The organism is Paenibacillus ehimensis NBRC 15659 (assembly GCF_004000785.1).
GTDB classification, from domain to species: Bacteria; Bacillota; Bacilli; order Paenibacillales; family NBRC-103111; genus Paenibacillus_G; species Paenibacillus_G ehimensis.
This window is the reverse complement of sequence record NZ_BILX01000146.1, coordinates 1-6,315: the sequence shown is the minus strand read 5'-3', so window position 1 is coordinate 6,315 and position 6,315 is coordinate 1. Positions and strand designations below refer to the sequence as shown.

Genomic DNA, 6,315 nt, shown 5'->3' with positions numbered 1-6,315 from the left:
GAGCCGGTCTCGGCCCTCGATGTCTCGATCCAAGCGCAGATCGTCAACTTGCTGGAGGAGCTGCAGACGCGGACGAACGTGTCGTACTTGTTTATCTCGCACAATCTCAGTGTCGTCCGCCATATTTCCGATCGGGTCGCCGTCATGTACTTGGGTCAAATTGTTGAGTTGGCCGGCCGGGATCAGCTGTTCGGCAGTCCGAAGCATCCGTATACCCAGGCGCTGCTGTCGTCCGTGCCCGAGCCGGATGTGGACGGGAAGCGGGAGCGCATTATTTTAAGCGGTGAAGTGCCGAATGCGGCAAATCCGCCGTCGGGCTGCGCGTTCCATCCTCGCTGTCCGCATGCAGTGGAGCGCTGCCGGATCGAGAAGCCTGTCTTCCGCGAAGTGGAGCCGGGGCATAACGCCTCGTGCCATTTCATATAAACAGCCTGCAAAAAAAGCGTCGAAAAAGAGAGGGGAACATGCCATGTTGTTCAAAAAAATCGGCAAAGCGGGAAATATCGCTCTTGCCACGCTCATGTCCACCGCGCTATTGCTGAGCGCTTGCACATCCGGAGGCGGAGGAACTCCTGCAACAAGCGAGAAGCCGGCCGATGGCGCGGCAGCTAACAGCGGCCAAAAAGAAAAGGTGGACGGCGGCGAAATCAATACGGCTTACTTGCTGGATCCGCAAGGTTTCATCCGCTTTTGGGCAACTACTACGGTTTCCAGTGAAGTGATCGATCTGGTGTTCAGCAATTTGTATGACTTTAATGAAAAGCAAGAAATCGTTCCGGATCTGGCGGCCGGACAGCCGGAGTTCTCGCAAGACAAGAAGGAAATGACGATTAAAATCCGCAACGATGCCAAATTTAGCGACGGCAAGCCGGTAACGGCCGACGATGTGGTATTTACATATAACATTCCGCTCAATCCGGATTACAAAGGCCCGCGCAAAGGAACGTTCGAAAAATTGGCGAAAGTGGAGAAAACGGACGATACAACCGTTAAATTTACGTTCAAAGAGCCGCATGCCGGATATATCGATATGCTGATTTATAATATTTTGCCTCAGCATTTGCTGAAGGATGTTCCTGTGAAGGATATGGACAAATCTCCGTTTTTCAAGCAGCCTGTAGGGTCCGGTCCTTATAAGCTGGAAGAGTGGAAGCAAGGTCAATATTTGCGCTTCGTGCGCAACGATAGCTATTTCGGCGGCAAGCCGGCCATTGAGAAAATAACGACAAAGATCGTCCCTGACGCCAATGCCATGATGGCGCAGCTGCAAACGGGAGAAATTAACGTTGTTGCGGTACCGGCCGACAATTTGCAAGCCATCGAGCAGTTTGCCAAAACGTCGGGTAAAATCAAGCTGCAAAAAGGGATTGGTACAGGCACCTATATCTTTGCCGCTTGGAACTTGACCAATCCGTTATTCCAGGATAAAACGGTACGTCAAGCGCTCACAATGGCGCTGGACCGTCAAGGGATCGTAGACAACATCGTCGAAGGACAAGGGAAGCTCGTACACAGCCAAACGTCTCCTTCCTACTGGTCGTTCACGGATAACGTACCGAAATTCCCGTACGATCCGGAAAAAGCGAAGAAGCTTTTAGCCGACGCAGGCTGGAAAGATACGGACGGCGACGGCATTTTGGACAAAAACGGTCAAAAATTTGAGTTTGAGATGCAAACGATTCAAGGAAACAAGGTCCGCGAGAAGGCGCTGACGGTTGTTCAGCAGCAGTTGAAAAAAGTAGGCATCGGCGTTCAGCCTCGGATTGTTGAGGGTTCTGCTTTTACGAAAAACTGGACGGGCAAAAACTTCGTTGCTCTTATCCATGGCTGGAGCATCTCGGGAGACCCGAACCCGCAGGGCATTTGGCATTCCACGGCGATGGAGACGGGATCGAACTATATTTCTTATAAAAACCCCGAAGTCGACAAGCTGATCGACGAGGACTTGAAAACCTTCGATATGAATAAACGGAAAGAACTGCTGGCCAAAATCGACGCTTTGATTGCGGAAGACCAGCCGTACACGTTCATTTATTCGCCGACCGCCACGATGGCTTATCCTGTTAATCTCGAAGGCTTTAACCCGAACCGTGACGCTTTGAAGGAAGTCGAAAAGTGGTACTTCACAAAATAAGAAAAGCTGTGAATCGCTACGAACGAAATTATGATGAAAGAAGAGTGACATCCGGTGGCCCGATATGCCCTTCGGCGTTTGCTGAACGCCATTCCGATTCTGATCGGCATTACGATCATATCTTTTCTGATTATCCATATGGCTCCGGGCAGTCCGATCTCCCAGTACGTCGACGATCCGACGATCAAGGCCATCGATAAAGAGAATATGATCAAAGCTTACGGCTTGGATCAACCGTTATATATTCAGTATTGGAAATGGATCAGCGACCTGGCGCAAGGGGATTTCGGCACTTCGTTTCAAAAAAGCCAGCCGGTCTCGGAATTGATGTGGGACCGGCTGCCGAATACCTTGCTGCTGACGGTTACAAGCTTTGCTATGGCCATGGCCATAGCGATTCCACTCGGCATTCTGTGCGCGGTTAAAGCGAATTCGCGTCTCGATCAGCTCGTGTCCGGCATTACGTTCGTCGGCATTTCGCTGCCTGGGTTTTGGCTCGGTCTCCTGTTGATGATGTTCTTTGCCGTGAAGCTCGGCTGGCTGCCGTCGGGCGGACTGCAGACGATCAATGCGCCGTCCGGCTTGGGGGACCGGGTGCTTCATCTGATTTTGCCGGTGTTTACGATTGCGTGCTCCGAAATTGCGGTCTGGATCCGGTATGTCCGCTCCAGCATGCTGGAGGTCATCAATCAGGATTATATGCGCACGGCTAAAGCCAAAGGGCTGCGGGGCGGACGGATCTTGACCGTGCACGGCCTGCGCAACGGGCTGATTCCGCTGGCGACGCTGTTCGGGCTGTCGCTGCCCGGCTTCTTCGCGGGCTCCGTTATTGTTGAAACGATCTTCAGCATTCCCGGAATCGGCCGGTTGTTCACAGAAGCGGCTTTCCAGAGGGATTACCCGGTCATCTTCGCCGTTACGACATTGACTGCCTTTCTCTATGTCATCGGCAGCATATTGGCCGACCTATCTTATGCGATCCTGGATCCCCGGGTCAGCTACAGCAAAAGCGAGGCGAAGGTATAATCCATGAATGAAGCCGTAACTACGAACAAGGCCCAGCTTCCTGCGGCCGCCGCCAAACCGAAACGCCGGGCTTGGGAACGATTCAAGGCTAACCGGCTGGCCTTTATCAGCCTATGGATTATGGCGGTCCTTATTCTACTCGCGTTGTTTGCGCCGGTCATTGCACTTCACGATCCCGCGGAGCAGGACCTGATGAGCCGCTTGAAGCCGCCGAGCGCTGAGCACTGGTTCGGCACCGACGATTTAGGACGGGATTTGTTCAGCCGGGTGCTTTACGGTGCCCGGGTATCGCTCTCCGTGGCGATTTTTTCCGTTATCCTTAACCTGCTGATCGGAATTACCGTAGGCTCGCTGGCCGGTTATTACGGTGGGAAAGTCGACGGCTTTCTGATGCGGATCGTCGATATGTTGCTGGCCTTTCCGAGCTTCTTCGTTCTGATCACGGTCGTTACCGTCCTGAAGCCGAGCTTGTTCAATATTATCGTCGTGTTCGTCGTATTCGGCTGGATGTCCAAGGCGAGGCTCCTGCGAGGGCAAATCCTTTCGGTCAAAAACCGCGAGTTCGTCGATGCGGCGCGGACGATCGGCATGTCGGATTTCCGGATTATTTTCGTGCATATTTTGCCCAACGCCATCGCTCCGGTCATCGTCTCCGCAACGCTGCAGATGGGCAGCATGATTTTGACGGAGTCCAGCCTCAGCTTCCTCGGTCTGGGGATTCAGCCGCCTACCGCGAGCTGGGGGAATTTGCTGCAAAGCGCTCAAAGCTTGACGATTCTGAACAATGCGCCTTGGTATCCGTTCATCCCCGGCTTTATGATCTTCCTGACCATCATGTGCTTCAACTTCATCGGCGACGGATTGCGAAGTGCGTTCGATTCGAAATAAACAAGGAGCCAAGAGAAAAGAAGCCCTTCCGAAATTTTAGGGAGCGGCTTCTTCTCTTGAATCCTATCTTTTATCCAGCGTCAACTGGGTCAGTTCAATAAAGTCGTGTTCTTGGCTATAGGCCGGTACGCCGTGAATTCCAACATCCAGACCGACAAGCTCTTCATCCCGGCTGACGCGGACCGGAACGAGCCGGTTGATCAGCTTGAAAGCGATCCAAGTCGTCGCAAATCCCCAGACAATAACCGTTATCAGGCCCAGCGCTTGAATGCCAAGCAGCGAAACCCCTCCTCCATAAAACAAACCGCTGTAGCCTTGCCCTGCTTTCCCGGCCAGCTCCGGTTGTGCGAATAAGCCGACGGCGAGCGTTCCGATGCTTCCGCTCACGCCGTGGACGGCAAACGCTCCGACCGGGTCGTCGATCCGTTTGGATTCCAAAAATTCCGTCGCGAACACCATGGCGATACCGCAAACGGCGCCGATCAGAATAGCCGCCGCGTCACTGACGAAGGCGCAGCCTGCGGTAATGCCGACAAGCCCGGCCAGCGAGCCGTTAATAACCATCGGAGGGTCCGCTTTGCGGTAGCGAAGCATCGTAAACAGGATGCAAGCCGCTCCTCCTGAGGCGGCCGACAGCATCGTCGTTACCGCGATGTGACCGATGGAACCGTTGGTCGCGCTGAGCGTGCTGCCCGAGTTGAAGCCGAACCAGCCGAACCAAAGGATGAAGGCTCCGACCGATGCAAGCGGAAGATTGGAAGGAGGGACGATGTTAGCCGTGCCGTTCTCCGAAAATTTGCCGATTCTCGGTCCGATCACGATGGCCGCGGCCAGAGCGGAAAAGCCTCCGAGGGCGTGGATGACCGCCGATCCGGCGAAGTCGATCATTCCGAGACTGCCGAGCCAACCGCCTACCGCCCAAATCCAATGCCCGGCAACCGGATAAATCAAGCCGGTCATGGCAATGGTGAACAAAATATAAGCGTGAAAATTGATTCGTTCGGCTACCGCGCCGGAAACGATCGAAATGACGGCGATGACGAACGCGCATTGAAACAGCCAATACGTGTCATGCGTAATGGTGAGGTTAATATGTGTCAGATCTCCTCCCATCATAAAGCCGGACGTTCCGATAAGCCCCGCGGCGTCTTTCCCGTACATGAGCGCAAAGCCGAAGAAGAAAAAGATCAAGGCGCCGAACGTAATGTCGACAAAGACTTTCATGATGATGCTGACGGCGTTTTTTTGCCGTACGAATCCCGCTTCAAGCAAGGCAAAGCCGCCTTCCATCAGCAGGATCATCGCTGCGCTGAGTACGACCCAAATCGTATCTAATCCGCTCGCGAGCGTATTCAAATCCATCGATGCTAACTCCCTTCAGAAAGCGCTTAATAACGTATAAGGCCCTCAATTCGCTTATCATTATACGATTCTCGTGGAAATTATGTCAACGAATCGCGTAAGATATTCTTACATTTGATGGATAATATTCGTTTATTTATCCTGAGAACTTCTTATATTCTCCTTGTCGGGCATAATTTTACTTGAGCCGGTGCATGCTAAGTATGGCTTTGTTGCAGTGATCATTATTTTTTGGAGGAGATCCCGATGGTTCCTTTAGATTCGACTTTGCAGGGCCGGGAAGAGCCTTTCGAGCAAGTGCGAAGCTATTTGCACGAGCATGAATTCGCCTTGGGCGGTAACTGGGATTATGAGCACGGCTCCTTCGACCGCTATTTGGACGAGGGGCATCAAGTGTGGCTGCGCATTCCGTTTGAAGTTACGCGCGGCGTAATGGACGGGGATACGGAATCGACGGACGCGATCGTCCGAATCGGTACCCCGTTCGTGCTCAAGCATGTCTATAACGAAGGGTTGGATAAAGAGGCGCAAGCTCGGACCTACGGAGCGTTAATGGATCAGTTTCAGGAGCCGCTTGATAAGGATGCCGATGTGGAGGACCAGTGGGTGGACCGGGCGGCTTCGCTGCTGCGGGAGATCGAGAAAGGGTGGTGAGTGGGGGCGAACAACCCCCTAAATCCCCCTTAGTAAGGGGGACCCCAGGGGTTTCGCCCCCTGGACGACGAAAGGTTGTCGGGAGAGTGGGAGTGTCGCCATAATCGGATCGCTGGTGCAAGGACCGCGACTGTCCGCTACCGACCAGCCTAACGGCGGTCGAGTCGCGTCCTCGCTTCCATGCGGCGCACCAGCACTAGCGGCACGCTGGTGCAAGGACCGCGACTGTCCGCTACCGACCAGCCTAACGG

At 53.6% G+C, this 6,315-nt stretch carries 6 protein-coding genes; 5 read left to right on the top strand and 1 reads right to left on the bottom strand.

All coding sequences use genetic code 11. The features are described from left to right. The 4 genes from PEH01S_RS33745 to opp4C all read left to right on the top strand — a co-directional run. Positions 1-426 (top strand): oligopeptide/dipeptide ABC transporter ATP-binding protein (locus PEH01S_RS33745; RefSeq protein WP_164828138.1); only part of this gene is annotated, 426 nt, incomplete at its 5' end. Between the two features lie 43 nt (positions 427-469). Next, positions 470-2,134 carry a peptide-binding protein gene (locus PEH01S_RS33740; RefSeq protein ID WP_127490406.1) on the top strand — a complete coding sequence of 555 codons (1,665 nt, stop codon included), beginning with the start codon at positions 470-472 and terminating at the stop codon, positions 2,132-2,134. 54 nt (positions 2,135-2,188) lie between these two features. Next, positions 2,189-3,160, top strand: coding sequence for an ABC transporter permease (locus PEH01S_RS33735; RefSeq protein WP_127490405.1), 972 nt, complete (start codon positions 2,189-2,191; stop codon positions 3,158-3,160). A 3-nt stretch (positions 3,161-3,163) separates the two neighbouring features. Beyond that, positions 3,164-4,048, top strand: a complete 885-nt coding sequence (gene opp4C / locus PEH01S_RS33730) for an oligopeptide ABC transporter permease (RefSeq protein WP_025851157.1) — start codon at positions 3,164-3,166, stop codon at positions 4,046-4,048. A 63-nt stretch (positions 4,049-4,111) separates the two neighbouring features. Here the strand turns inward: opp4C and PEH01S_RS33725 are convergent, their stop codons facing one another. Further along, positions 4,112-5,410: an ammonium transporter gene (locus tag PEH01S_RS33725; protein ID WP_025851158.1), complete on the bottom strand. Its 1,299-nt coding sequence runs from the start codon at positions 5,408-5,410 to the stop codon at positions 4,112-4,114. A 246-nt stretch (positions 5,411-5,656) separates the two neighbouring features. Here PEH01S_RS33725 and PEH01S_RS33720 point away from each other — a divergent pair, with 246 nt between their 5' ends. Continuing rightward, the gene (locus PEH01S_RS33720; RefSeq protein WP_025851159.1) at positions 5,657-6,064 is read left to right on the top strand and encodes a YugN family protein; all 408 of its coding nucleotides are present in this window, start codon (positions 5,657-5,659) and stop codon (positions 6,062-6,064) included. Positions 6,065-6,315 lie beyond the last annotated feature (251 nt).